This window comes from Micromonospora parva, from assembly GCF_040649675.1.
GTDB lineage: Bacteria > Actinomycetota > Actinomycetes > Mycobacteriales > Micromonosporaceae > Micromonospora > Micromonospora parva.
This window is the reverse complement of the sequence record NZ_JBEZFX010000005.1, coordinates 409,058-432,503: the sequence shown is the minus strand read 5'-3', so window position 1 is coordinate 432,503 and position 23,446 is coordinate 409,058. Positions and strand designations below refer to the sequence as shown.

Sequence of the window (23,446 nt, the reverse complement as noted above, 5' to 3'; positions counted from 1 at the left end):
AGTTCCCGGTCTAGGCTTGCCCGGTGACGGTGGAGCAGCAGGCACGGGGTGCGGCGGGTGCGGGCCGGCGCAGGTCCCGCAAGGACGAGATCCTGGAGATCGCGGTAGGTCTTTTCGCAGCGCGCGGATATCACGGCGTGTCGATGGACGACATCGGTGCGGCCGCCGGGGTCACCGGTCCGGCGCTGTACCACCACTTCGCCGGCAAGGAGGCCATGCTGGCCGCCGCGCTGATCCCGGTCAGTGAGGGGTTGCTGGCAGGTGGGCGGGAACGCGCCGCCGGCCGGTCGGACGACCCGCGCGGCGTGCTGGAGTCGCTGATCGACTTCCACGTGGAGTTCGCCCTGGCCAACCCGGCGGTGATCGCGTTGCACCTGCACGAGCTGGACCGCCTGCCCGAGGAGCCGCGGCGGCGGATCCGCCGCCTGCAACGGCTCTACGTCGAGGAGTGGGTGACGGTGCTCACCGCGCTGCACCCGGGCATGCCCGACGGTGAGGCGCGGGTGCTCGCGCACGCCGCGTTCGGCCTGATGAACTCGACGCCGTTCCTCGGCGGTGAGGTGGACCGGCGACGTCGTGCCGAGCTGCTGCGCGGCGCGACCCTGGCCGCGCTGCTCGCCTGAGCCGACTCGTCAGAACCGTGCCGGTCATGATTCCCTGACATCGTCCCACCATCCGGACGCCGGGAGGAAACATGATCGAGTCACTGCTGGTCGCCAATCGGGGCGAGATCGCCCGCCGGATCATCCGGACCGCCAAGCGGCTCGGCATCCGCGCGATCGCTGTGTACTCGGAGGCCGACGCCGACCTGCCGTTCGTCGCCGAGGCGGACGAGGCGGTCCTCATCGGCCCACCGAACCCGGCGCTGAGCTACCGCAACACCGAGGCGATCCTCGCCGCCGCGAAGTCGACGGGCGCGCAGGCCATCCACCCCGGCTACGGCTTCCTGTCGGAGAACGCCGAGTTCGCCCGTACCGTCGAGGCGAGCGGCCTGATCTGGGTCGGACCTGACGCGGACGCGATCACCGCGATGGGCGACAAGATCAATGCTCGGAACCTGATGGCGGCGGCGGGTGTTCCGGTCGCGCCCGGCACCACCGACCCGGCCGCCGACCTGGATGCGGCGGTGTCGGCCGCCGCCGAGATCGGCTACCCGGTGATGGTCAAGGCCGCCGCCGGCGGTGGCGGCATGGGCATGGGCGTGGCCGTCGACGAGGCCGCGCTGCGCACCGAGTACGACAAGGTGCGCGCGTTCGCCGAGCGGATGTTCGGCGACGGTTCGGTGTTGATCGAGCGGTACTTTCCCCGGGTACGGCACGTCGAGGTGCAGATCCTCGGTCTGGCCGACGGTCGGGTGGTGGCGCTCGGCGAGCGGGAGTGCTCGGTGCAGCGGCGCAACCAGAAGTTGGTCGAGGAGTCCCCGTCGCCGGCGGTCTCGCCGGAGCTGCGCTCCCGTCTGCTGGCGGCGGCGGTGCGGGCCGGCGAGGCGGTCGACTACCGCAACGCGGGGACTGTGGAGTGCCTGTTGGTCCCGCGTCAGCGGGACGCTGCTGGCGCTGCTTCCGGTTCCGAGGAGTTCTTCTTCCTGGAGATGAACACGCGGTTGCAGGTGGAGCATCCGGTGACCGAGTACGTCTACGGCATCGACCTGGTCGAGGAGCAGTTGCGGGTGGCCTCCGGGCTGGCGCCGACGTTCGACCCGGACGCGTTGACCCCCGGTGGTCACGCCATGGAGATGCGGATCAACGCCGAGGACCCGAAGCGCTTCCTGCCCGGCCCCGGTGTGATCAGGACGTGGGTGGAGCCGACGGGCGAGGGGGTCCGGGTGGACTCCGGCTACACCGAGGGCAACACGGTCACCCCGTTCTACGACAGCCTGCTGGCCAAGCTGATCATCACCGGCGCGACCCGAGCCGAGGTGCTCGACCGCGCGGAGGCGGCCGTCGCGGCGTTCCAGATCGAGGGCCCAAAGAACAACGTCCCCTTCTTCGCCGAACTGCTCACCAACGACGAGTTCCGCTCCGGCACCTACGACACCGCCATCGTCTCCCGCATGCGCTGACCCCCACCCCACCCCCGCCCCCCGCCCCGCGCGGTGATCAAGAGGTTTGCGTCAGGATTCGTGCCGAGGATGACGCAAACCTCTTGATCAACAGTGGAGTGGCATGCTGGGGGAACCCCTAAGCACTGCTTTCGTCACAGTGAGGTGACCCCTTATGGCGGACCTGCCGAGTTTCGTCTCGATCCGTGAGGTCGGGCCACGGGACGGGTTGCAGAACGAGGACCCGATCCCGACCGACGCCAAGGTGCGGCTGCTCGACGCCCTCTCCGGCACCGGTGTACGCCGGATCGAGGCGGTGTCGTTCGTGCACCCCAAGGCGATCCCGCAGATGGCGGACGCCGACGAGGTGTGGCGGCGGGCGGTGAAGGCCGACGGGGTGCGCTACTCGGCGCTGGTGCCGAACACCCGGGGCGCGCAGCGGGCCCTCGCCGCCGGGTTCACCGAGATCGAGGTGGTGGTCTCGGCCAGTGACACGCACAACCGGCGCAACGTCAACAGGTCCACCGACGAGTCGCTGGACGACATCGCCGAGCTGATCGACCTGCTGCACGGTGCCTCGGCGCGGGTCGAGGTGATCGTGGCGACCAGCTTCGGCTGCCCGTACGAGGGGGACATCGACCCGCAGCGGGTGGCCGGGATCGTGGACCGGGTGGTCCGCGACGGCGCCGACCGGGTCGCGTTCGGCGACACCACCGGCATGGGCACCCCACGCCGGGTCCGCGAGCTGCTGACCGCGGTACGCGACCGCAACGCGCACGTGCCGGTCCTGCTGCACTTCCACAACACCCGGGGTACGGCGCTGGCCAACCTGTTGACCGCGTTGGAGCTGGGGGTGACCGAGTTCGACGCCAGCGTCGGTGGCCTCGGTGGCTGCCCGTACGCGCCGGGGGCGAGCGGCAACCTGGCCACCGAGGAGGCCGTGCACATGCTGCACGACATGGGCGTCGACACCGGCATCGACCTGCCGGCGCTGATCGAGGTGGCGGAGTTGGCCGAGGAGCTGCTCGGCAAGAAGCTGCCGTCCGGTGTGCTGCGGGCCGGCCCGCGTACCCGGCTGACGCCGCTGCCGAGCTGAGGACGCGACGAAGGGGCCGGCGCGGTCGCCGGCCCCTTCCAGGTGCCTGGTCGCTCAGCTCACCGGGGTGAGCGTGCTCGGCCAGCTGTCGCGGAAGATGTCCGCGCTGCGGTCGGTGGCGCTGAACGTGCCGGCGAAGAGGTTGCTGACCCGGCTCGCCTCGGCGCTGCTCGGGTACGGGTTGGTGCAGCTGGTGCCGGCGCTGCCGCCGGACATCAGCAGCGAGCAGTTCCCGTTGTAGTTGTCCGGCAGGCCGAGGATGTGCCCGATCTCGTGGGTCATGATCCGCAGCACGCTGTACTGGGCGGCCTGCTGGGTGTCGATGTAGACCCGGCCGTTGCCGAGGCTGGTCCGAACGGCGTACGAGCCGCCGCCGGTGATCCGGTAGATCCGCAGGTTCGAGCCGCAGTTCGCCGTGAGCGTCAGGTTGACGGTGGCGTTGTTCCAGATCGTGGCGGCCTGGTTGGCGACGCTGGCGTAGCTGCCCGCCTGGCTGGTGTTGTAGCAGATGGTCATGGCGGCGGACGCGGGCGCGGGGTTGGCGACCGTGAGGCCGAGGGTGGTGAGTGCCGTCGCGAGCAACGCGACAGCGAGCCGATTGAGTCGTGAGGTCATCGCTGACTCCAATCCGGGAGGAGGGGTGTCAGGAGCCTAGCGACACTCATTCATGTTATTCAATGTCTTGCTCTCGGCTCGACTGTCTGATTCGCTCGTAGGTCGCCGACAGTCGTGCTCATGCGCTAGCCTAACGATCGTTCAGGTCGTTATGGCGGAGGAGTCGGCGTGACGCTCGACGGTGAGGCACTGGAGCAGCTGCGCAAGCGCGCCCGGTCCGGCGGCGCGGACAAGTACCACGCCGCCAACGCGGCCAAGGGCAAGCTCTTCGCCCGTGAACGGGTCGCGCTCCTGGTCGACGAGGGGTCGTTCGTCGAGGACGGCCTCTACGCCAACGCGCTCGCCGACGGGCTGCCCGCCGACGGCGTGGTGACCGGCACCGCCACGATCGACGGCCGACAGGTCTGCCTGATGGCCAACGACTCCACAGTCAAGGCCGGCAGCTGGGGCGCCCGCACCGTCGAGAAGATCATCCGCATCATCGAGCGCGCGTACGGCGCCGGTGTGCCGATGGTCTACCTGGTCGACTCGGCCGGCGCCCGGATCACCGACCAGGTCGACCTCTTCCCCGGCCGGCGGGGCGCCGGCAAGATCTTCTGGAACCAGGTCCGCGCCTCGGGCTCGATTCCGCAGGTCTGCGCGCTGTTCGGTCCGAGCGCAGCCGGTGGGGCGTACATCCCGGCGTTCTGCGACGTGGTGGCGCTCGTCGACGGCAACGCCAGCATGTATCTCGGCTCCGACCGGATGGTCGAGATGGTCACCGGCGAGAAGACCACCCTGGAGGCGATGGGCGGGGCGAAGGTGCACACCGCCGAATCCGGAGTGGGGCACTTCCTCTGCAAGACCGAGGCCGACGCGCTCGACGTCGTGAAGACCTACCTGTCGTACCTGCCGGCGAACTGGACCCAGCAACCGCCGGCCGCGCCGGCGGTCGCCGCGCCCGCGAAGGCCGACCTGGCCGCGCTGGTGCCGGCCAGTGAGCGGCAGGCGTTCGACATGCGGCGGTACGTCAAGGGTCTGCTCGACGAGGGCTCGTTCTTCGAGATCCAGGCGCTCTGGGCCAAGGAGTTGACCATCGGCTTCGGTCGACTCGACGGCCAGGTCGTCGGCGTGGTCGGCAACAACTCGATGTTCAAGGGCGGCGTGCTCTTCGTCGACTCGGCCGACAAGGCCACCCGGTTCGTGCAGCTCTGCGACGCGTTCAACGTGCCCCTGCTGTTCCTCAGCGACGTACCGGGCTTCATGGTCGGCAGCGCTGTGGAGAAGCAGGGCATCATCCGGCACGGCGCCAAGATGATCACGGCGATCTCCGAGGCGACGGTGCCGAAGATCTGCGTGGTGGTCCGCAAGGCGTACGGCGCCGGCCTCTACGCGATGGCCGGCCCCGGCTTCGAGCCGGACGCGACGATCGCCCTGCCCACCGCGAAGATCGCCGTGATGGGCGCCGAAGCCGCCGTGAACGCGGTCTACGCCAACAAGATCGCCGCCATTGCGGACGAGGACGAGCGGGCCGCGTTCGTCGCCGCCAAGCGCGCCGAGTACGAGCAGGACATCGACGTCGTCCGGCTCGCCAGCGAACTGGTGGTGGACGCCATCGTCGAGCCGCACGACCTGCGCACCGAGCTGGTCCGCCGGTTCGCGGCGGCACGCACCAAGGACCGGCACTTCTCCCGCCGTCGGCACGGCGTCACCCCGGTCTGATCATCGACTCGGGCCCGCACAGCGACCCGCCCTCGGCGTCACGAGCGCCGAGGCGGACCGTCCTTACAGGAGGATGAGATGGACTTCCGGCTCACCGACGAACAAGAGGCGCTGCGCGAGAGCGTGCGGGAATTCGCCCGCGAGGTGGTCGCCCCGGTCATCGCCGAGCACTACGAGCAGCACACCTTTCCGTACGAGGTGATCCGGCAGATGGGCAAGATGGGCCTGTTCGGCCTGCCCTTCGACGAGCAGCACGGCGGCATGGGCGGCGACTACTTCGCGCTCTGCCTGGCGCTGGAGGAGTTGGCCCGGGTCGACTCGAGTGTGGCCATCACGCTGGAGGCGGCGGTCTCGTTGGGCGCGATGCCGATCTACCGCTTCGGCACCGAGGAGCAGAAGGCGACCTGGTTGCCCCGGCTGCTCAGCGGTGAGGCGCTGGCCGGCTTCGGTCTCACCGAGCCGGGCACCGGCTCGGACGCCGCCGGCACGCAGACGCGGGCGGTGCTGGACGGCGACGAGTGGGTGATCAACGGGTCGAAGGCGTTCATCACGAACTCCGGGACCGACATCACGGCCATGGTCACTGTCACCGCGGTGACCGGCACGAACCCGGACGGTTCCAAGGAACTGTCGACGATCATCGTGCCGACCGGGACGCCCGGGTTCACCGTGGCCCCCGGCTACTCCAAGGTGGGGTGGACCGCCTCGGACACCCACGAGCTGACCTTCGACGACTGCCGGGTGCCGGCCGCCAACCTGCTCGGCGCTCGGGGCCGGGGGTTCGCGCAGTTCCTGCGGATCCTCGACGAGGGCCGGATCGCCATCGCCGCGCTGGCCGTCGGTCTCGCGCAGGGCTGCGTCGACGAGTCCATCAGGTACGCGAAGGAACGGCACGCCTTCGGTCAGCCGATCGGCGCCAACCAGGCCATCCAGTTCAAGATCGCCGACATGGAGTTGAAGGCGCACACCGCCCGGTTGGCCTACTACGACGCCGCCGCGCGGATGCTGGCCGGCGAGCCGTTCAAGCGGCAGGCCGCCATCGCGAAACTGCACGCCAGCACGATCGCCGTGGACAACGCCCGGGAGGCCACCCAGATCCACGGCGGGTACGGCTTCATGAACGAGTACCCGGTTGCCCGGTTCTGGCGGGACTCCAAGATCCTGGAGATCGGCGAAGGCACCAGCGAGGTGCAGCGCATGATCATCGCTCGGGATCTGGGTCTCTGAGTGGTCCAGCCGAACTGATCAGCCGGTCGTTCCGGACGGGCTGTCCGTACGGCTGTCGGGTTTCGGCGAGCGGGCGTCGGTAGCCCGACGTTCGACTGCCGATGGTCGGAGTCGATCCGTACTCTTCGAGCCCATGACTCCGGATCATGACTGGTCGCGGAGCCCGGCTGGGCGGACCACACTGCCGGAGCTGCTCCGCGGGCATCGACGCGCCGCCGGCCTGACCCAGGCCGAGCTGGCGTCGCGGGCCGGGGTGGGCGTGCGGACGGTGCGTGACCTGGAGCGTGGCCGGTCGATCCGGCCGCAGCGCACCACCGTCGAACTGCTCGCCGGGGCGTTGGCGCTGACCGGCGCCAGCCGGGCGGCGTTCCTGGCCGCGGCCCGCGGCGTCGGTGCCGAGCCGGCCCCACCGGACGTCGCGTCGACGACGTTCGCCGTCAGTGGCAACGCCGCGTCGGCCGCACCCGCCGGCCCGGCGGTCGCGCTCCCGCCGCCGGTCGCGTTGATCGGCCGGGATCGCGACCTCACCGAGCTGGCCGCAATGCTGACCGCCGAGCGAGGGCCCCGGCTGGTGAGCCTCGTCGGGCTGGCCGGCGTCGGCAAGACCGCCCTGGCGACGTCGGTGGCGCACCTGGTGGCCTCCGACCACCCGGGCGGTGTCGCCGGGGTGCTGGTCGGCGAGGGATCGGACGGTCCGGACGTGCTCGCCGCCTCGATGTCAGTACTCGGTGTGGCGCGCCTGTCCGAACTCGTGGCCCGGCTCGCCGGACGGCCGGCGCTGCTGGTGATGGACGCGGTGGAGCACGCCCCGGGACCGGTGGCCGCGACCCTGCACCGGTTGATCGGCGCACTGCCCTCACTGCGGGTCCTGGTGACCGGGCGACACCCGGTCGGGTTGCCCGGTGAGCGGGTCTGGCCGGTCGCGCCGCTCGACGTGCCACCGCCGGAGGCCGAGCACTCCGGACTCGAATCGTGGCCGGCGGTCGCGTTGTTCACCGCCCGGCTCGCTCAGGTGCGCCGGGAGCCGCCCACCCCCGCTGAGCTGCCGGCGCTCGCCGCGTTGGTGCGCCGGTTGGGCGGACTGCCGTTGGCCATCGAGCTGATGGCCGCCCGAGGTCGGCTCCTCGACCTCCCCGAACTGCTCGACCGGTACGGCGACCGGGTGCTCGACCTGGCCACTCCGGCCGACGCCTCCACCCACCCGCGCTGGGACGCACCGGAGGGGCGCACCGGTCGCACGAGCGTGCCCGACAACGGTGCGGGGGGCGCGGTAGCGGTCACCCTGCGGGACGCGGTGGCGTTCAGCTACCGCCTGTTGGCGTCGGACGAGCGGGCCGCGCTGCGGCAGCTGGCCGTCTTCGGCAACCGCTGGTCCGTGGAGTTGGCCGAGGAGATGCTCGCCGACGAGGCCGACCGGGACGGCGCTGTGGCGATCGACCCGGTGCCACTGTTGGACCGCTTCGTCGAGCTGGGGCTGCTGAGCGTACGCGGAACCGGGTCGTTCCGGTTCCGGCTGCTGGACGCGGTCCGTGACTACGCCGTCGAGCAGGCGACCGGTGAGGGCGAGCTGACCTGCATCCGGCGTCGACACGCGGAGGTCATCGCGCGCCTGGTGGCACGGACCGCCAGTGACCTGGTCGGCCCACGGCTGCCCGACGCGGTGCACCGGCTGGACGAGATGAGCAGTGACATCAGCTCGTCGTTGGCCCACGCGGCCACCGACGACCCGTTGACCGCACTGCGGCTGGCGGCCTGCCTGACCCGCTGGTGGCGGTTCCGCGGACGCGATGTCGTCGGGCGGCAGTGGCTGCGGCGGCTGTTGGCGGACCCGCGGACCGGCGACGCCGACCCTCTCCTGCGGGGCTGGGCCGCTCTCGGGGCCGCCCGGCTGGCTGCCGAGCACGGGGCGGGGGCGGAGGAGCTGTCGACGGCCCGCGCGGCGCTGGACACCTTCCGGCGGGCCGGCGACGTCACCGGGGAGTTGGAGGCGCGCAACGTGCTCGGCACCCTGCTGATCTCCGTGGGGAGGCAGGAGGAGGCTCGCGAGCAGGCCGAGGCGCTGCTGCGGTTGGCTGCCCGCAACGGCCGGACCCGGGACCTGGCGGTGGCCCAGAACAGCCTCGCCTGGCACGAGATCCGCGCCGGCGACCTGGCTGCGGCCCGCCGCCGGCTCGCTGCTGTGGACCGGCTCGCCGTCGAGAGCGGGGAGCGGCGGCTGCGGGTGCTGGGCTGGGCCAACCGTGCCGAGGTCGCCCGGCTGGAGGGCTGGTACGCGGACGCTGTCGACCGGGGCCAGCGGGCCATCGAGGCCCTGTCCGAGCTGGGTGACCCCGGGCGTCGCCGTCGGGTGCTGGGGACCGTCGGGCTGGCGCTCGCCCAGGACGGGCGGGTCGCGGAGGCGACCGAGGTGCTGGCCGAGTTGCGGGCCGGGGGCGTGGAGTCGTTGCCGGCGCGGCCGACAGTGCCGCGACAACGGTCGGGCGACGCGACGCTGAGGTGGGGTGGGCCGGAGGCCGGGCTGTGCGCGCTGATCGAGGGGAACCTGGCGCTGCACCGGGGTGACCGGGAGTTGGCCGCCGAGTGGTTCGCCGCCGCCAGCGACAACGCGGGGCAGGATCGCCGCGACGTGGTGGAGGCGCTGGTGGGACTGGCCGCGAGCACTGCGGACCCGACGGTGCTCGATCGACTGGACCGGGTCTGCGTGGAGACCGGCATCCGGCTGTTGCCGCAGGAGTCGGGCCTGCTCTACGCGCTGGTCGCCGACCGGGACGGGTCGACTCGCTAGGAGCGACGAACCGGGTGTCCTCGGGAGGATCGCGACGGGAGAGTGGCGCGGGCGAAGAGCCCCCTTTGGTGCTACCCCTCGCTGATCGCCCGCGCCGTCACCCCCCGGTGATCCCCGGTGCAGGAAGCCTGCCACCGATGCGATGGCAGAAAGTCGGCTTGGACCGAATCCTCCAGCTTGGCTGGGTCAGTTCTGCCGGTCTTTCTGCCGCCGTGCAATGGCGGTGACAGTGCTTCTCACTGTCGTCGGGCGGCGCTGTCGGCGTCGGCGCGCTGCTCCGGGTCGACGTCGTCACTGCCGGCGGTGGCGCACGGATGCGCGGCGTCGCGGACCCGTCGCAACCCGTCGAGGAGGGCCGCCAGCGCCTCGGGGTCGAGTTGCCCGGTGAACCACTGTTCGATTATCTGCAGGTGGCCGGGCAGCGTCTCGTTCAGGCGTTGCATCCCGGCGGCGGTGACCACCGCGTACGAGCTGCGCCGGTCGTTCGGGCAGGCCCGGCGGGTGAGCAGCCCGTCGCGCTCCATGCGGTCGACCACCCGGGTCACTCCGCTGGTCGACAGGGAGGTCTGGGCGGCGAGGTCGGTCATCCGTAGTTGGTTGCCGGGTGAGCGGGCGAGTCGGGTGACGACCTCGAACTCGACCGCGGAGAGGCCGTGCTCCTCCAGCTGGGCGGTGAACCGGGCGGACAGCCCGGCGTGTGCCTCGAAGAGCAGGCCGACGGCGGTGATCCGGGGATCGTCGAAGACGTTGGTCACCCGTTCATCATACCAGTGCTTGACACGGGGAATATTGTTGCGGTTATAGTTGCTCACGCAGTCGTTGGGCTATTAAACAATCTCCTGGAGGACAGCAGCATGACCAGCAGCATCGATGCGGTTACCCGCGACTGGGACGGCCTCACCATCCCGGCGGCCGGCACCTACGCGCTCGACGTGGCGCACAAGCGGGTCGGCTTCGTTGCCCGGCACATGATGGTGAGCAAGGTTCGCGGTGAGTTCAACGAGGCGACCGCCACCATCACCGTTGCCGAGGACCCGCTGCAGTCGTCGGTCGTCGCCACCATTCAGGCCGCCAGCGTCGACACCACCCAGGCCGACCGGGACGCGCACCTGCGCAGCGCCGAGTTCCTGGACGCCGAGAAGTTCCCGACGCTCGAGTTCCGCAGCACCGGGGTCAAGTCCCGTCGCGGCAGCGAGTTCGTGCTCACCGGTGAGCTGACCATCAAGGACGTCACCCGTCCGGTCGAGCTGGAGGTGGAGTTCGAGGGTGTCGGCCGCAGCCCGTTCGGCCAGGACATCTTCGGCTTTTCCGCGAGCACCGAGATCGACCGCGAGGAGTTCGGCCTGACCTGGAACGTCGCCCTGGAGACCGGGGGCGTGCTGGTCAGCCGCAAGATCAAGATTGAGATCGAGGGCGAGGCCGTCCGTCAGGCCTGACCCCTCGGGGATCGCCGGAGGGTCAGGGGCATCCTCCCGGGTGATCCGGCACGCAGGGCCCGCGCCGTACGTCGGCGCGGGCCCTGCGTCGTCTCCGCTCGTGGTAATTGTCACGAGTTGATCGCACCGCCACCGGGTCCAGCAGGGCGACGACGGGGTACAGATGGCGCCACGAGCGCGTCCGCGCCGGTCGACGCCGGATCACCGGCGTCGGCCTCTGGCCCCGGTCAGGTGGGCGCTCTTACCGTGGATGCTTCACAAAGCGCTTCCGGGACGGCAGGATCCCGACCGCGCCGGCCGTCGGGAGGACACATGGGCAGGGACGTCTCAGAGGGCGCCTTCACCCGGGATGATCGCGTCCGGTATCGGCAGAAGGTGCGGCGGTGCCTGGACGTCTTCGCCCTGATGCTCGACGACTTCGGCTTCGACGCGGACCGGCCGATGACCGGCCTGGAGATCGAACTCAACCTGGTCGACTCGGCCGCCGAGCCGGCGATGCGCAACGAGGAGATCCTCGCCGACATCGCCGACCCCCTCTTCCAGACCGAGCTGGGGCAGTTCAACCTCGAACTCAACGCCGAACCCCGACTGATCGAGGGCACCGGCTTCGCCGACTACGAGCACGACCTGCGCGGCAGCCTCTCCCGGGCCGACGAGCGCGCCGCCAGATCCGACGCGAAGATCGTCCTGGTCGGCATCCTGCCCACCCTCACCGAGGGGCACCTGGTCGAGGACAACCTCTCCACCAACGAGCGTTACCGCGTGCTCAACGACCAGATCGTCGGCGCCCGTGGCGAGGACATCGAACTGGACATTCGCGGCGTCGAGCAGTTGCGGACGCACACCGACTCGATCGCCCCCGAGGCCGCCTGCACGAGCCTCCAGTTCCACCTCCAGGTCGCCCCGGACAGCTTCGCCGACTACTGGAACGCGTCCCAGGCCATCGCCGGTGTGCAGGTGGCGGTCGGCGCGAACAGCCCCTTCCTGTACGGCCGCCAACTGTGGGCCGAAACCCGGATCGCCCTGTTCCAGCAGGCCACCGACACGCGCCCGGACGAACTGAAGGCCCAGGGCGTACGACCCCGGGTGTGGTTCGGCGAACGGTGGATCACCTCGATCTTCGACCTCTTCGAGGAGAACGTCAGGTACTTCCCGCCGCTGCTGCCGATCTGCGAGGACGAGGACCCGGTGGAGGTGCTGCACGCCGGCGGTGTGCCACAGCTCGGCGAGTTGCGGCTGCACAACGGCACTGTCTACCGGTGGAACCGGCCGGTCTACGACATCATGAACGGCCGCCCGCACCTGCGGGTGGAGAACCGGGTGCTGCCGGCTGGTCCGACGGTGGTGGACATGCTGGCCAACGCGGCCTTCTACTTCGGGCTGGTACGCGGTCTGGCCGAGGCCGACCGGCCGATCTGGAGTCAACTCACCTTCAGCTCGGCCGAGGAGAACTTCCACGCCGCCGCCCGACGTGGCCTCGACGCCGTGCTGCACTGGCCCGGGCTCGGCGACGTGCCGGTCACCAAGCTGGTCCTGGACCAGCTGCTGCCCACCGCCGCCGCCGGCCTGGACGGGTTCGGTGTCGCCGCGGCGCAGCGGGACCGTCTGCTCGGCATCATCGAGCAGCGCTGCCGTACCGGCCGCAACGGCGCCGTCTGGCAGACCGAGGCGGTCTGGGCGGCGGAACGGCACCATGGCATGGACCGGACAGCTGCCCTGCACCACATGGTCCAGCGCTACGCCGAACTCCAGCGCACCAACCAACCCGTCCACACCTGGCCAACCCCCTAACCCCCGTGCGGGTTGATCATCAAGTTATTGCCACCTCGCCCGGCGTGTCATGGCAAAACTTCATGATCAATGGAAGGGGTCGGTGGGTGGGCTTAGGTGGGGGGTTGGCGGCGGGGTGGTCGGGAGCGGCGGGGGCTGGGGTCGGGACTGCTGCTTCGGTGGTGGGGCGGGCCGGGTCGATGTCGTCCGGGTTGGTTCGCGGGGCGGGGACCTGCGGTACGGCGGTCGCCTCGCCGGGCAGCGAGCCCGAGCCGGGCAGCGAATCCGTGCGGGGCGTCTGCGTTGAGGTGTCGGGCTTCCGGCGCCGGGCAGCGGTTCCGGCCGTCGAGCCGGAGGCCGTCGACCCGGAGGCCGCCGGGCCGGGACCGGTGTCGGTGACCACTGCCGGGTCGGCCAGCGTGCCCTGAGCGACCGGACTCCGGCCAGCCGCAGTGCCCGGAGGAACCGGGGCCGGGTCGGCGACCGTGCCCTGAGCTGCCGGAATCCGGTCGGCCCGACTCTGTTCGGCCGGGTGGCGCCGCTCGGCCCGCTCGCCGAGGCGGGCTGCCAGCACCGAGCCGCCGATACCGGCGATCACCGCGTACGGGGCGATCAGCTGGGTGGAGAGCTGCGCGGGGCCGAGCGTGGACCAGTGCGGCAGTGTGGTCAGGTAGGCGAGTGCGACGAGCATCGGACCGGCCGCGCCGGAGGCCGCCGCACCCACCCGGTGCCCACCCGAGCGGGCGGACCGACGGGCGGCCAGCACCCCGATCAGCAGCGCGGGCACCAGGGCCAGCAGGGCGCCCGGCCAGTAGATCTGCCCCCCGATCCAGTACCGGGCGTGGTCCGGGTCGAACTGCCAGGTGCCGAGTTGCGCGCCGGTCAGCCCTCGTCCGACGCGTACCCCGTCGATCACCGAGATCACCGCGAGCAGCCAGAGCCAGGCTGCCGTCGCTGTCACGTTGACGGCGGCGGCTCGGGAGCGCAGCGCCCAGATCGCGACGAGGACGCCGATCAGGATGCCCAGTGTTGCCTGAACGGCGGCCGTCCGTTGCGGCGCGCCGGTGTCCGCGCCGGTCGCGACCCGCGCGGGTACGGCGATCAACAGCACCGTGACCAGCCCGCCCAACCCGGCACCGAGCGCCAGGGCCACCCGCCGCAGCAGGCCCCCGCGGTCGCGCTCCGGCGACTCGGCCACCGGCGGTGGTGTGCTCGTCACCCCGGCCGGGGCGGCCCCGGCTGTCGGTGGACGCGCGTCGACCGAGGGCTCGTGTTCCGGCTCTCGGTCACCGGGCGGCGTGCCGTCGTGGCGGTCCGCATCGTCGGTAGCGGTCTGCGCAGAGATCGCGGTCTTCGCCGGAGCGGTGCGTTGGTGGAGCCGCTGCGCGCAGACCGCGCCGAGGACCGTCGAGCTGGCGGCGAGCCAGGTCGCCCAGGCGAGCCCGTCCGCCCAGGCGGTGTCGGTAGCAGCGGCATCGGTGGGCGTCCAGGTGATGACGCCGAGCCCGTAGCCGAAGCCCAGTTGTGCGGCACCCGCGCCGGCAGCGACCCCGATCGCCGTCGCGATCGACACTCCCCAGCCCTGTCTGGCCATGCCGGGCAGCGTAACGTCCCGTCGTCGGCGCGGCGAGTCGCAACGACCCGCCGGTGTGGGACGCCGGCGCGGCGGATTGGGCGGCGGGCGGTACGGTCGCCGGTGATGAGGCGGTGGGCGTTATGACGGACACGAACCCGGGTCGGCAGAATGCCGCCGGTGGCGGTGCGGGCCGGGCCAGCGTCGTGCTCGGTGGCGGGTTGGCGGCGGTGCTGCTCGCCGCGATCGGTGCGACAGGTGGCTGGTTGCTGGCCGGCGAGGACGAGACACCCTCCGGTGATCCGCTGGCCGTTGCGACCACGTCGGGTGCGCCGACCGGCCGGACCACCGCACCGCGACCGAGCAGCGGACGGCCGACACCGTCGGCGGTCCAGACCTCCGCCACCGCGACCAAGGGTGCCGGTCTGACCGTGCCCCCGGTGATCGGCGCCGACTTCGAGCAGGCCCGGGAGACGCTGCGCAAGCAGCGGTTGGGTTGGCGGTTGGTCTTCGGCGGCGGCGTCGGTCGTACGGTCGAGAGCACCACACCGGAGGTGGGCACCGAGGTCGCCCGGGGGACGACAGTGCAACTACAGGTCGCCGGGCCGGCGCCGGCCGCCGAGGTGCCGGACGTGGTCGGCGAGAGCTGCGCGGACGCCGCCGACGAGTTGGTCGACGAGGGCCTGTACCCGCGCTACGTCACCGGACGCAGCGGGAAGGTCAGTCGGCAGGAGCCCACCGAGGATGGCTCGGCCCGGTGGAACGACCAGGTCAGCATCTGGTGTGGCGCGGACTCCGTCGAGCAACCGACCACGAAACCCACGCCCTGACGCCTGGCCGGCGGGTCCCGCTTCCCGGCGGGGTGCCCGCCGCTCGGCCTCGTCGACAGCCGGCGCGGCTCGGCACGCTGATCCCCGCCGATGGCGGTGTGGACGACTAGGTTGGCGGTCGAGGGCCGTGACGCCCGTCCGGGTTCGGGAAGGGACGTGCGATGAGCGACGACCGCCAGGAGCCTCCCGTCGGTGACGACGACGACTTGACCCGTCCCCTGCCCGCCGACGCTGACCGGCCGGGCCCGCCGGCCGACCAGACGGCGCCGATACCCCCGCCGTGGTCCGGGCGGGCGGAGGTGCGCTCGCCCCGACCCGATGACTCCGCCGGAGAGTGGTACGTCGAGGAGCAGGGTGGTCGGCGGTGGTGGTTGCCGATCCTCTGGGGCGTCCTGGCGCTGCTGCTCGCCGGCCTGATCGGAGGCGCGCTCTGGTTGGTGCGTTCCCCGCAGGATGACGACCGGGACGATCCGGGGTCCACCCCGTCACTGCCGCCGACCAGCGCCACCAGCGCCCCTGCGACCAGCGCGGCCCCCACCTCGGCGGCACCCACCAGCGAGTCCCCGAGCAGCCCGGCCACCACGGACGCGCCGGACGAGGTGCCGGTGCCACCGCTCACCGGCCTGCCGCAGGCCACCGCCGAAGGGCTGTTGGATCGGCTCGGCCTGGCCCACCGGGTGGTGTTCCGCCCGTCGGAGCTGCCGGCGGGGACGGTGGTGGGCACCGAGCCGGGGGCGGGCGAGTCGGTGTCGACCGACGATGAGGTGTTGTTGATCGTCTCGCAGGCCGAGCCTCCGAGCGGGACGACCCCGACCACACCCAGCCCCACTGTGACGCGTACGCCGTGACCGCTTGTCACCACATCCGGCGGCGGGTGCCGACGAGGCCGATGCCGGCCAGCGAGATGGCCAGGCCGAAGATGCCGGACCAGAACAGCGAGCGGCGGATCTCTTCGGCGTCGTGTCCGGCCGGAGCTGCTTCGGTGAGCTCCTGACGGTTGTCGGACTGGCCGCCGGCACCCAGGCCGGATACCGCCCCGGTCGGGTCGGCACCGCCGTAGTGGTCGGCCGGCGCGTGGGTGTCGATCCAGCCCGGTTCCTCGTCGACCGACTGACCGTCGTCAGTCGGCGGGTCGGAGTCGAGCACGGTGATCTCCGGTGCGGGCACCGGTGTGGTCAGCCGGGTGGACGACATCGCCGGGTCGCGGACGAGGACCAGCAGTGTCGCCATCGCCCCGAAGAGGGCGAGGAGTCCGATGGCATAGGCGATACGGGAGCGGTGGTGCCGCCGCAGGGCGGGCTGATTGACCATGACCATCCCAGGGTCAGGGTCCTGGACGAGCGGGTGGAACGGTGCCGGGGTGGGCGTACCTGATTCTATGGCGACGGCACGCCCACCGGCGGCGGATCTGCTCGGTCAGCCCACCCGGACCGGGGTGCGCGCGACCGGGCGGCGGGTCCGCACGGTGTGCGGACGGGGTTCGGGGGCGGCGTGCAGCTGCTGCAGCCCTTCCCGCTGGACGAAGATCGACCGTCGGGTGACCGCGTCACCCGCCGCGTTCAACTCGTAGCCGTCGAGCCAGAGCCAGCCGTCATAGGTCGGCCAGTCGAGCACCCGGATCACCCGGAACTTGATCGGCCTGAGGAACTGGACACTCGCCGCGCGAGTCACGTGCAGTACGTCACCGGTGCGGGGAAGCACATGGGCTCCTGGGGAGGATCGGCCGGCGGCTGCGCCGGCGGTGCCTGAACGGGGGACGTCTCGGCCGGTGACGGGGTCGTGCCTCGTGAACCGGTGGTGCGGATGGCGGTGGTCGGGCCGTACCCCGCTGGTGACGTGCCGCCACCCGACCACCACCCGGTTGCTTCCGGGAACCGCGCCCGCCGCCGCAGCTTGCCGGCTTGCAGCGGCGGGGTCATTACCCCGGAGCAGGTCTCGTTGTCGTCGGCCGGACCCGCGTCGGGCTCGGCGCCCCCGGATCGGTGGGGTCACCACTGGGAGGGACCGAACGGGGACGCTGAGTGATCCGTGCCATACGGACAGAGTGCATCAGGGACGTGCTTCATGCAAGTTGCACGTCGACTTTTGCCGATACGTGAGCGTGTCGCGCGAAAGGCCTATTGAAGCCATCCGCGTCCGGGCGGCACACTGAGGGCCGGTTTCGCCCGTCGCGGCCGGCCGAGGACCGGCACCACTCCCCTCCGTCGCGAACGCTCGCCGGTCGACGATCGCGCCCCCGGCGGGTGTCACCCAGTGGCGCGTTACCGGAGGTAGCCCGAGTGGGGTCGAGCAGCCAGCGGCGGGGACCAGTGAGTCACGGGTCGCGCGATGAGTGAGCGGCGCAGTCCCACCATCAGACGGCGGCGGCTCGGGGCCGAGCTGCGCCGCCAGCGGGAGTCCGCCGGAATCACCATCGAGGTGGTCGCCGAACAGTTGGAGTGCTCGGCGTCGAAGGTCTCCCGGATCGAGACCGGGCACACCACGGCCACCCCTCGCGACGTGCGGGACATGCTGCGGATCTACGGCGTGGTCGGCGCCGAGAGCGACGAGCTGGTGCAGATCGCCCGGGAGGCCCGCCAGAAGGGTTGGTGGCACCCGTACAGCACGGTGCTCGTCGGCGCGTACGTCGGGCTGGAGGCGGCCGCGAGTTCGATCCGGGCGTACGAACAGCAGGTCGTTCCGGGCCTTCTGGAGACCGAGGAGTACGCCGGTGCCATGATCCGCGCCGCTCGTCCGGACTTCACCGCCGATCAGGTGCACCAGAGAGTGCGTGTCCGTCTGGGCCGTCAGTCGTTATTGACCCAGGACGATCCGGTCGATCTGTGGGTGGTGCTCGATGAGGCGGTGGTAAGTCGGCCGGTGGGCGGGGACGAGGTGATGCGCGGCCAACTCAGACGGTTGGTCGAGGTGGCCGAGTTGCCGAACGTGACGCTGCAGATCCTGCCCTTCGAGGTGGGTGCGCACGCCGGCATGGACGGCACGTTCACGATCCTCAGCTTCCCTGAGCCCGGTGATCCGGATGTTGTGTACGCGGAGAACGCCACGGGTGGGCTCTTCCTCGAGAAGAGCGACGAACTACAGAAGTACAGCTTCATCTTCGATCACATCCGCGCTGCGGCCATACGTCCGGAGGAGTCCGTCGCACACATCGCAAAACTGGCAGAGGAGCCGTTGTGGAAATGGCGACCAAAAGGTTCCCGGTGGACCTGACGCAGGCAGCGTGGTTCAAGAGCTCGAAGAGCGGGCCGAACTGTGACAACTGCGTGGAGGTGGCGTACGTGACGGGGGCGGTCGGAGTGCGGGACTCGAAGGACAAGGCGGGCCCCGCCCTGGTCTTCGCGCCGGGCGACTGGCACGCCTTCGTCGCCGGCACCCGCGGTGGTGTGTTCGGCGTGGTCTGACCGAGTGGTCAGTGAAGTCCCCGTCCGGTTCGCCGGACGGGGACTTCACCGTGTCCGTCCCCGGTAGGTACGGCGGACGGTCGCGGGTCCCGACGGTGGCCGGCGAGGTTCCGTCGGGATTCCCGTCGCCACAGCGCCCCCGTCTCGTTGAACCGGTCGGTACGGCGCTGGTCGACGACCCGCCGCACCGACCCGCAACCGAGCGAGTAGGCGAGACGGATGACGACGATCGGTTCAGAAAATCTCACCAACGGCCCGGCGAAGCCGGAGCGGTTCGGTGGCAAGTACCGCGGCGCTCGTCGGGACACGGTTCTGACCGAGGTGGTCTCGACCGACCAGGAGTTGACCGGGCGGGAGGGCGCCGCCGAGACGACGGACCCCCCGCTCTCGCTGCCCTCACTGGACCCGAACCCGCTGATCGAGCCGTCGTTCCCACCGAGCGGTTGGCCGGTGGAACCGCCCCAGTCCCTGGCTGACCACCCGTTGCTGCGTGGCCTGCTGATGGAGCTGCCGCCGAAGGGCACCGTGCCCTCGCAGGACTGGCTGGATCGCTGGTTCGAGGCGACCAGGTCGATCCTGGAGTTGCTATACGTGCAGAGCGCCAGCCGCCCGCGCTGACCGTGCGACGGCCGGCCGGGCCCGCTCGGCGAGGCGGTTGTGCCGCAGCGCGTGCCGGACCCCGATGGCGATCACCGCGAGCGCGCCGACGGTGATCGCCGGTCCGGTGACCCCGGGGTCGGCGCCGAGGTCGGTGCCGGCCGCCGCGACCAACGCCGGCACGGTGGCCAGGGCGGTGACCTGTAGTGGCAGTCCGACCAGCGGGTGGGCCGCCGCGGCGCGCAGCCCGTGCGGCGCGGGGGTGGCGGGGGCGCTGGCGAACGCGCCGGCACCGGCACGCAGCCGGCGGATCCGCCGTACGGAGCAGACCGTCGCCACGAGCGCCGGGCCGGCGGCGAGGGTGAGCCCGGCGGCGGCCCGGTCGACCGGCGCGGTGCCCGCGCTGAACAGGCCGCCGCCGAGCACGGCCGCGGTGAGCGTCGCGCCGGTGAGGGCGAGCACCAGCAACCATCCGGTACGCCGGCGCAGCACGCGGGTGTTGCGCAGCCGGGGCAGGCCGTCGGCAACGATGCCGGCGGCCAGCCAGACGGCGGCGACCGGGAGCAGGATGGTGAGCTGACTCTCCATGCTCGAGAGTCTTTCCCGAATCTCGGCGAGGCGAATCCGGGCCGGTCCCCCGTTCGTCCCGGACGCCGGGCCCGTAGGGGGTCATCACTCGAAGGTTATGGACGTTCCGACATGTTTAATTGCCCCGCTGCTGATCTACCCTCAGCTAAATCGGCAACTGTCGATTGATGTTGGGACCGGTGGTCACGTTCCGCCGCCGGTCAGAGGGAGGTAGGAGATGGGTCTTCCACGAAGGTCCGTGCTGATCGGGGTGGCCGCGGCGACAGTGCTGGCCGTCGGCACCCCGGCCCTGGCCGCCGAACCCGTCGGTGTGGTTCGGGCCGCCGGCGGAGCCACCGCCGTGCCGGACAGCTACATCGTCGTACTCAAGGACAGCGCCGTGGCCCGGGACCGGGTCGGCGACACCGCGAAGCGGCTCTCCGGCCGCCACGGCGGCACTGTGGCCCGCACCTACGGCGCGGCGCTGCGCGGCTTCGAGGTCACTGTGAGCGCGAACGCGGCGGCGCGGATCGCGGCCGACCCGGCGGTGGCGTACGTCGAGCAGAACCACACCGTCTCGATCTCCGGCACGCAGGCCAACCCGCCCTCCTGGGGTCTGGACCGGATCGACCAGCGCAACCTGCCGTTGGACAGCTCCTACACCTACCCCAACACGGCGAGCAACGTGCACGCCTACATCATCGACACCGGCATCCGGTTCTCCCACAACGACTTCGGCGGCCGGGCCACCTCCGGCTACGACGCCGTCGACGGCGGGTCGGCCGACGACTGCAACGGGCACGGCACGCACGTCGCCGGCACCGTCGGCGGGTCCGCGTACGGGGTGGCCAAGGCCGTCCAGCTCGTCGGCGTACGGGTGCTGAACTGCTCCGGTAGTGGCACCAACGCCGGTGTGATCGCCGGCGTCGACTGGGTCACCGCGAACGCGATCAAGCCGGCCGTGGCGAACATGAGCCTCGGCGGTGGCGCGAACAGCTCCCTGGACAACGCCGTGCGCAACTCGATCGCCTCGGGCGTCACGTACGGCCTGGCGGCCGGCAACGACAGCGGCGCGAACGCCTGCAACACCTCGCCGGCGCGCACCACGGAAGCCATCACGGTGGGCTCGACGACCAGCTCGGACGCCCGGTCGTCGTTCTCCAACGTCGGCACCTGTCTGGACATCTTCGCGCCCGGCTCGTCGATCACCTCGGCCTGGTACACCAGCAACACCGCCACCAACACGATCAGCGGCACCTCGATGGCCACCCCGCACGTGGTCGGAGCGGCGGCCCTGGTGGCCAGCGCCAACCCGAGCTGGACCCCGGCTCAGGTCCGCAACCAACTGGTGGCCAACGCGACCCCGAACGTGGTGGGCAACCCCGGCTCCGGCTCGCCGAACCTGTTGCTCTACGTGGGTACCGGCAGCACCCCGCCGCCGCCCACCGGCTGCACCGGCACCAACGGCACCGACGTGTCGATCCCGGACGCCGGCTCGGCGGTGACCAGCTCGATCACCATCTCCGGCTGCGGTCGCAACGCTTCCTCGGCCTCCACGGTGGCGGTGAACATCGTGCACACCTACCGCGGTGACCTGGTCATCGACCTGCTCGCCCCGGACGGCAGCTCGTACCGGCTGAAGAACAGCAGCACCTCGGACAGCGCGGACAACGTCAACGCCACGTACACGGTCAACGTGTCCGGTGAGGCCGCCGACGGCATCTGGCGGCTCCAGGTGCGCGACACCTACTCGGCCGACACCGGCTACATCAACACCTGGACCCTGACCGTCTGACCGGTCTCCCACGACCGAGGCCCCACCCGGCACGCCGGGTGGGGCCTCGCGTCGTAGGGCTCAGACCGAGAAGGTCGTAGGGCTCAGACCGAGAAGCTGGCCGGCCGCTCGGTGGCCGGCGCCGGCGGGCGGGCCTTCCACAGGCCGAGCTTCTGCGCGACCAGGCGGCTCAGGTAGGCCGGGTTGAGGATGATGTAGCGGCGCCAGAGCCGCTTCGGCTCCAGACCGAGGCGCCAGAACCACTCCAGGCCGACACGCTGCATCCACGGCGGGGGCTGGCGCAACAGCCCGGCGTGGTAGTCGAAGGCCGCGCCGACCGCCATCAGCGGCATGTCGAGCAGTGGCCGCATGGCGTACGTGAAGACCTCCTGGCGCGGGCAGCCGAGGCCGACCAGGACCAGCCGGGCACCGCTGGACCGGATTCGGTCGGCGATCTCGGCGTCCTCGCCGGGCTGGACGGCACGGAACTTGGACGGCTCCACCCCGGCGATCTTCAGCGCCGGGAACATCCGCTCCAGGGCCGGGATCAACCGGGCGAGGGTCTCCTCGGTCGAGCCGTACAGGTAGACCGGCAGCCCTTCGTCCGCGAACCGCGACAGCACGTGCAGGGTCAGGGTCGGCCCGTACACCCGGTCGCTGAGCCCGGCGTGGTGCAGCAGGTTGAGCGCCCACCGCACCGGCTGCCCGTCCGGCGTGACCACGTCGAAGGAGTTGAGCCGCGCGTTGTGCGCCGGGTCGAGCACCCCGGTCATCACACCGTGCACGGCAAGCGCGGTCAGCGCGAGGGGACGCCGTTCGTGCGCCGCGGTCACCACCGCGTCGGTCGCCGTGGCGTAGTCGGTGGCGTCGACCAGGACGCCGAGCACGTTGCGCTTGGTTCGGCTGCTCACGGCTGGGCCACCCACTTGTCCACGTTGGCCTCGTAGATTTCCCGCAGGATCATCGGCACGTCGTAAGTGATCTTCCAGTCCGGATACTGCGCCTCGAACCGCGCCATGCTGCTGACGTACCACTGGTGGTCGCCGGTGCGGTTCTGCTCGACATAGTTGATCCGCGCCTCCCGGCCGGTGATCTCCTCCGCGATGCGGAACGCCTCGATGTGGGAGGTGTTGGAGTGGCGACCGCCGCCGAGGTTGTAGACCTCCGCGGAGCGGGGGGCCCGGAAGAACGCCTCGAACGCGGTCAGCACGTCGTGGGAGTGGATCGCGTCCCGGACCATCTTGCCCTTGTAACCGAACAGGTTGTACGTCCGGCCCTCCATGACGCAGCGCATCAGATAGGCCAGGAACCCGTGCAGTTCGGCGGCGGAGTGCGCCGGGCCGGTCAGGGTGCCGCCCCGGAAGCAGGCGGTCTTCATGTCGAAGTAGCGCCCGTACTCCTGGACCATCACGTCCGCGGCGACCTTGGAGGCGCCGAAGACGGAGTGCAGTGAGTGGTCGATCGACATCTCTTCGGTGATGCCCTGGTACCAACGGTGGTCCTCGGGCAGCTCGTACCGGGTCTCCAGCTCGACCAGCGGCAGGCTGTTGGGCCGGTCGCCGTAGACCTTGTTGGTCGAGCAGTGGATGAACGGCACGTCGATCGCGTGTCGGCGGGTGTTCTCCAGCATGTTGAGCGTGCCGCCGGCGTTCACGTCGAAGTCCGTGTACGGCTCCTTGGCGGCCCAGTCGTGGCTCGGCTGCGCGGCGCTGTGGATCACCACGGCGATGTCCGAGCTGTACTTCTTGAACACCTGCTCCAGGCCGTCCCGGTCCCGGATGTCCACCGCGAAATGGGTGTAGGCGTTACCCAGGTCACGGCTGAGCCGTTCAAGGCTCCAGGAGGTGGAACCGTCCTCGCCGAAGAAGTACCGGCGCATGTCGTTGTCGATGCCCACGACATCCAGACCGAGGCCGGCGAAATGCCGGACGGCCTCGGAGCCGATCAGACCACCCGACCCTGTCACCAACGCGACACTCACACGCCACTCCTGGTCCATCGGAGGCAGAATCCATCGGAGCATAGCGTGACGT

Annotated in this window: 22 protein-coding genes; 14 read left to right on the top strand and 8 right to left on the bottom strand. The window is 71.0% G+C overall.

The annotated features are described in order from the left end of the window. Positions 1–23 precede the first annotated feature (23 nt). The 3 genes from AB0C03_RS15820 to AB0C03_RS15810 all read left to right on the top strand — a co-directional run bounded on the left by AB0C03_RS15820 (position 24) and on the right by AB0C03_RS15810 (position 3,137). Positions 24–623 carry a TetR/AcrR family transcriptional regulator gene (locus AB0C03_RS15820; protein ID WP_030331931.1) on the top strand — a complete coding sequence of 200 codons (600 nt, stop codon included), beginning with the start codon at positions 24–26 and terminating at the stop codon, positions 621–623. A 71-nt stretch (positions 624–694) separates the two neighbouring features. After that, positions 695–2,062, top strand: coding sequence for an acetyl-CoA carboxylase biotin carboxylase subunit (locus AB0C03_RS15815; RefSeq protein ID WP_357637335.1), 1,368 nt, complete (start codon positions 695–697; stop codon positions 2,060–2,062). Between the two features lie 154 nt (positions 2,063–2,216). Further along, positions 2,217–3,137 carry a hydroxymethylglutaryl-CoA lyase gene (locus AB0C03_RS15810; RefSeq protein WP_030331935.1) on the top strand — a complete coding sequence of 307 codons (921 nt, stop codon included), beginning with the start codon at positions 2,217–2,219 and terminating at the stop codon, positions 3,135–3,137. A gap of 54 nt (positions 3,138–3,191) precedes the next feature. Here AB0C03_RS15810 and AB0C03_RS15805 read toward each other — a convergent pair whose 3' ends face one another. Next, a complete protein-coding gene (locus tag AB0C03_RS15805) occupies positions 3,192–3,752 on the bottom strand; it encodes a snapalysin family zinc-dependent metalloprotease (RefSeq protein WP_030331937.1) in 561 nt (186 codons plus the stop codon). A 168-nt stretch (positions 3,753–3,920) separates the two neighbouring features. On the opposite strand from AB0C03_RS15805, the gene AB0C03_RS15800 reads away from it, so the two are divergent. The 3 genes from AB0C03_RS15800 to AB0C03_RS15790 all read left to right on the top strand — a co-directional run bounded on the left by AB0C03_RS15800 (position 3,921) and on the right by AB0C03_RS15790 (position 9,465). Further along, the gene (locus tag AB0C03_RS15800; protein ID WP_030331940.1) at positions 3,921–5,453 is read left to right on the top strand and encodes an acyl-CoA carboxylase subunit beta; all 1,533 of its coding nucleotides are present in this window, start codon (positions 3,921–3,923) and stop codon (positions 5,451–5,453) included. A 78-nt stretch (positions 5,454–5,531) separates the two neighbouring features. Continuing rightward, a complete protein-coding gene (locus tag AB0C03_RS15795) occupies positions 5,532–6,680 on the top strand; it encodes an acyl-CoA dehydrogenase family protein (RefSeq protein WP_030331942.1) in 1,149 nt (382 codons plus the stop codon). Positions 6,681–6,813: 133 nt separating this feature from the next. Then, positions 6,814–9,465 (top strand): ATP-binding protein, encoded by a 2,652-nt coding sequence (locus tag AB0C03_RS15790; protein ID WP_357637329.1) that lies wholly within the window; start codon positions 6,814–6,816, stop codon positions 9,463–9,465. A 236-nt stretch (positions 9,466–9,701) separates the two neighbouring features. On the opposite strand, the gene AB0C03_RS15785 is transcribed toward AB0C03_RS15790, so the two are convergent. Beyond that, complete coding sequence (locus tag AB0C03_RS15785; protein ID WP_357637325.1) at positions 9,702–10,220, bottom strand: MarR family winged helix-turn-helix transcriptional regulator; 519 nt, start codon at positions 10,218–10,220, stop codon at positions 9,702–9,704. 99 nt (positions 10,221–10,319) lie between these two features. Here AB0C03_RS15785 and AB0C03_RS15780 point away from each other — a divergent pair, with 99 nt between their 5' ends. Further along, on the top strand, positions 10,320–10,901 hold the full coding sequence (locus AB0C03_RS15780) for a YceI family protein (RefSeq protein WP_030331947.1): 582 nt from the start codon (positions 10,320–10,322) through the stop codon (positions 10,899–10,901). A 312-nt stretch (positions 10,902–11,213) separates the two neighbouring features. Next, on the top strand, positions 11,214–12,692 hold the full coding sequence (locus tag AB0C03_RS15775) for a glutamate-cysteine ligase family protein (RefSeq protein WP_357637322.1): 1,479 nt from the start codon (positions 11,214–11,216) through the stop codon (positions 12,690–12,692). A 19-nt stretch (positions 12,693–12,711) separates the two neighbouring features. Here AB0C03_RS15775 and AB0C03_RS15770 read toward each other — a convergent pair whose 3' ends face one another. Next, on the bottom strand, positions 12,712–14,265 hold the full coding sequence (locus tag AB0C03_RS15770; protein WP_357637319.1) for a hypothetical protein: 1,554 nt from the start codon (positions 14,263–14,265) through the stop codon (positions 12,712–12,714). Between the two features lie 122 nt (positions 14,266–14,387). On the opposite strand from AB0C03_RS15770, the gene AB0C03_RS15765 reads away from it, so the two are divergent. Together AB0C03_RS15765 and AB0C03_RS15760 are read left to right on the top strand one after the other, a co-directional pair. Beyond that, positions 14,388–15,074, top strand: a complete 687-nt coding sequence (locus AB0C03_RS15765; protein WP_210866354.1) for a PASTA domain-containing protein — start codon at positions 14,388–14,390, stop codon at positions 15,072–15,074. 161 nt (positions 15,075–15,235) lie between these two features. Further along, positions 15,236–15,922 (top strand): PASTA domain-containing protein, encoded by a 687-nt coding sequence (locus AB0C03_RS15760; protein WP_030331954.1) that lies wholly within the window; start codon positions 15,236–15,238, stop codon positions 15,920–15,922. A gap of 7 nt (positions 15,923–15,929) precedes the next feature. On the opposite strand, the gene AB0C03_RS15755 is transcribed toward AB0C03_RS15760, so the two are convergent. Continuing rightward, positions 15,930–16,391, bottom strand: a complete 462-nt coding sequence (locus AB0C03_RS15755) for a hypothetical protein (protein ID WP_030331956.1) — start codon at positions 16,389–16,391, stop codon at positions 15,930–15,932. Between the two features lie 99 nt (positions 16,392–16,490). Continuing rightward, a complete protein-coding gene (locus AB0C03_RS15750) occupies positions 16,491–16,775 on the bottom strand; it encodes a hypothetical protein (protein ID WP_030331959.1) in 285 nt (94 codons plus the stop codon). Positions 16,776–17,402: 627 nt separating this feature from the next. On the opposite strand from AB0C03_RS15750, the gene AB0C03_RS15745 reads away from it, so the two are divergent. From AB0C03_RS15745 to AB0C03_RS15735, 3 genes are all read left to right on the top strand, one after another. After that, positions 17,403–18,284 carry a helix-turn-helix domain-containing protein gene (locus AB0C03_RS15745; protein WP_030331961.1) on the top strand — a complete coding sequence of 294 codons (882 nt, stop codon included), beginning with the start codon at positions 17,403–17,405 and terminating at the stop codon, positions 18,282–18,284. Continuing rightward, positions 18,254–18,475 carry a DUF397 domain-containing protein gene (locus AB0C03_RS15740; RefSeq protein ID WP_030331962.1) on the top strand — a complete coding sequence of 74 codons (222 nt, stop codon included), beginning with the start codon at positions 18,254–18,256 and terminating at the stop codon, positions 18,473–18,475. Before AB0C03_RS15745 ends, AB0C03_RS15740 begins: the two co-directional genes overlap by 31 nt. Positions 18,476–18,694: 219 nt before the next feature. Further along, positions 18,695–19,093, top strand: coding sequence for a hypothetical protein (locus AB0C03_RS15735; protein WP_030331964.1), 399 nt, complete (start codon positions 18,695–18,697; stop codon positions 19,091–19,093). On the opposite strand, the gene AB0C03_RS15730 is transcribed toward AB0C03_RS15735, so the two are convergent. Then, positions 19,061–19,660 carry a hypothetical protein gene (locus tag AB0C03_RS15730; RefSeq protein WP_030331966.1) on the bottom strand — a complete coding sequence of 200 codons (600 nt, stop codon included), beginning with the start codon at positions 19,658–19,660 and terminating at the stop codon, positions 19,061–19,063. The genes AB0C03_RS15735 and AB0C03_RS15730 overlap by 33 nt on opposite strands. Positions 19,661–19,877: 217 nt before the next feature. Here AB0C03_RS15730 and AB0C03_RS15725 point away from each other — a divergent pair, with 217 nt between their 5' ends. After that, the gene (locus tag AB0C03_RS15725) at positions 19,878–21,434 is read left to right on the top strand and encodes a S8 family peptidase (RefSeq protein WP_030331969.1); all 1,557 of its coding nucleotides are present in this window, start codon (positions 19,878–19,880) and stop codon (positions 21,432–21,434) included. Between the two features lie 83 nt (positions 21,435–21,517). Here the strand turns inward: AB0C03_RS15725 and AB0C03_RS15720 are convergent, their stop codons facing one another. Then, positions 21,518–22,324, bottom strand: a complete 807-nt coding sequence (locus AB0C03_RS15720; protein WP_210857862.1) for a WecB/TagA/CpsF family glycosyltransferase — start codon at positions 22,322–22,324, stop codon at positions 21,518–21,520. After that, complete coding sequence (locus tag AB0C03_RS15715) at positions 22,321–23,436, bottom strand: NAD-dependent epimerase/dehydratase family protein (RefSeq protein ID WP_030331972.1); 1,116 nt, start codon at positions 23,434–23,436, stop codon at positions 22,321–22,323. Before AB0C03_RS15715 ends, AB0C03_RS15720 begins: the two co-directional genes overlap by 4 nt. Positions 23,437–23,446: the final 10 nt, after the last annotated feature.